The organism is Moorena sp. SIO3E8, assembly GCF_010692445.1.
GTDB classification, from domain to species: Bacteria; Cyanobacteriota; Cyanobacteriia; order Cyanobacteriales; family Coleofasciculaceae; genus Moorena; species Moorena bouillonii.
Window position 1 is genome coordinate 1 of record NZ_JAAHHM010000361.1, and the last position, 1,331, is coordinate 1,331.

Annotated in this window: 2 protein-coding genes; both read left to right on the plus strand. The window is 49.4% G+C overall.

What is annotated here, in order from left to right:
* Positions 1–232: 232 nt before the first annotated feature.
* Positions 233–454 carry a hypothetical protein gene (locus F6K46_RS39795; RefSeq protein WP_293118209.1) on the plus strand — a complete coding sequence of 74 codons (222 nt, stop codon included), beginning with the start codon at positions 233–235 and terminating at the stop codon, positions 452–454.
* Between the two features lie 269 nt (positions 455–723).
* Positions 724–1,074: a hypothetical protein gene (locus F6K46_RS39800; protein WP_293069051.1), complete on the plus strand. Its 351-nt coding sequence runs from the start codon at positions 724–726 to the stop codon at positions 1,072–1,074.
* Positions 1,075–1,331: the final 257 nt, after the last annotated feature.

Below are 1,331 nucleotides of genomic sequence, written 5' to 3' on the forward strand. Positions count from 1 at the left end.
CCTGGCTGCCTGACACAAGTGGCTCAAAGCTTGCAATGACGTTGTTTGCGAGAAAAGGGGCAGAGTGATAGGCAAGCGCAAGAGTCACTACACAACTAGCTCAACAGCAAGCATGTCTTACTCTACCCAACTTTATAATCAGCTATTTAACTTTTTGCGTCAATACAGCCGCGCTCCGCGATCTGCGTCATCTCAAAACAAAGCGCCTGGATGGTAAGCGCAAGAGTCTGTAGTGGTCAGTATCGTCTTCCGGCCTGGGAACCTTATGTGCCAAGCTGATGCTTTATTTGCCCAGAGTTTTGAGCGCCGGTGGCATCGATTTTTTGGCAATGGACTGATTCGCGTGAATCGGCTGTATATTCCCCTAGTGCTACTGGCCTTAAAAGACTGGCAGTCTCACCGTCGTGTGTATTGCTCTCGATACGGAGCGTGCTGTGGAATCGTTACTGCATGATTCATTTATCGGTAATCTGTTGTGGACGCGCTGTGCCATTTCTTAGGCAGGTATGGGAACATAGCAGTTCTACCGTTGCCGCAAGAAACTTATAGACCGTTGTTACGCCGAGCCCGGTGGCTATTGCGTCAACATCCCGTGATCATGCTCAAAGCACATCGAGGTTTCGCGCTTTCTTGACCTGATGAGTTGGTTGCAACAAGCGCTTGGCATTACTGCCTACGGCTGCCATGTGATGTACTACTGCATGGTCCGGTGTCGCTATCCGATTGAAGTCCGCTATCTGTGGCCACCATGCCACAGAGGCATTTTTTGATCATAATGTCGGTCATAGGCTTGATGGGGAGCATCGCTGTAACCTTGTATTAGCTAAAGTCAAAGGGGTCTTCGAGCCCTGGGCGGTGATCACCGATGAGCCCCCCACCTTACTTTCACTGTGGCAATACGGTTTTCGGTTTGAGGTAGAAGAACTATTTTTAGATAGTAAATCAGGAGCCAAAGAACTTGAGGACTCTCGGATTCGCTCAGCACAAGCGCTCGAACGACTCTACGAGCGTGGCAGCCGTGGCCTTACTTTATGCTACTACCGGTCGGTATGGCTGTTCAACTTCTTCGCTTAGGTCGGCAGGTAGATCCCCATTGGAAACGAGGTCTAAGCTATCTCATGCATTGGTCTGCGCTGGCTCAAAGGAGTAGTCAATAAAGGTAGGCAACTCAGTCGCGCCAGTACCGTTGTTACCATTAGATCCGCAACCGTGCTTTGCTAGCCATAAAGCTGAGCATGATTACTACGACCAGATTTGGTTTTCCCGTATTCGGTCTTTAAAGTGTAGAACCTGATCTGTTTGCTTTTCACACAGATGTGTCAGGCAGTCAG